The organism is Planomonospora antibiotica (assembly GCF_014647955.1).
Lineage (GTDB): Bacteria > Actinomycetota > Actinomycetes > Streptosporangiales > Streptosporangiaceae > Planomonospora > Planomonospora parontospora.
Map to the genome: position 1 here is coordinate 1 of NZ_BMQE01000149.1, position 842 is coordinate 842.

Consider the following 842-nt stretch of genomic DNA (forward strand, 5'->3'; position numbering starts at 1 on the left):
CCTGGAACACCGGCCCGTACCCGTACCCCGACCCGGCCAGCACCTCATAAGCGCCGTCCACCTCCACCGGCACCGCACCCACCGGAGGCCACTCCGCCAGATCCGCCGTGACCACTGGGATGTCGGCCGCCAGCACGCCCTGGGCGTGCGACGTCCAGGGCAGATCTCCTGCTCCGTCCGGTCGCGAGTAGACGGCGACCGTCCGCCGCTCGTCCTCGTCGGGGGCACCGACGACCACCTGGATCGCGACCGCGCCGCGCTCGGGCAGCACCAGCGGCGCCTCCAGCGTCAGCTCCTCGACCGTGCCGCACCCCACCTGGTCACCGGCCCGGATCGCCAGCTCCACGAACCCCGTCCCCGGAAACAGCACCACCCCGCCCACCACGTGATCGGCCAACCACGACTGCACCGCCGTCGACAACCGGCCCGTCAGCACCACCCCACCGGTATCGGCCAACGCCACCGCCGCCCCCAGCAACGGGTGATCCGCCGCCGACAGACCCGCCGCACTCACATCCCCCGCCCCCGCACGCGCCCGCAACCAGAACCGCTGCCGCTGGAAGGCATAGGTCGGCAACTCCACCCGCCGCGCCCCCGACCCGGAGAAGTACCGCGCCCACTCCACGGCCACGCCATGCGCGTAGGCCTGGCCGACCCCGGCCAGCAGCGCCTCGACCTCGCCCCGGCCCCGCCGCTGCAACCCCACCGCCTGCACGGCACCGGCACCGGAGTCCGCACCGCCTGCGGAGTCGGCGCCGTCCGCGGTCGGCAGTTGGGCCGCCAACGCGGTCAGCACCGCGTCCGGACCCACCTCCACCCACCGCGACACACCCAGATCGGCC

1 protein-coding gene is annotated in these 842 nt (G+C 74.5%); it reads right to left on the bottom strand.

Annotated features, from left to right (window positions below; all coding sequences use genetic code 11):
- Positions 1-817, bottom strand: an 817-nt coding sequence (locus IEZ06_RS35870; protein WP_229799186.1) for a polyketide synthase dehydratase domain-containing protein, incomplete at its 3' end; no start/stop codon positions are given.
- Positions 818-842: the final 25 nt, after the last annotated feature.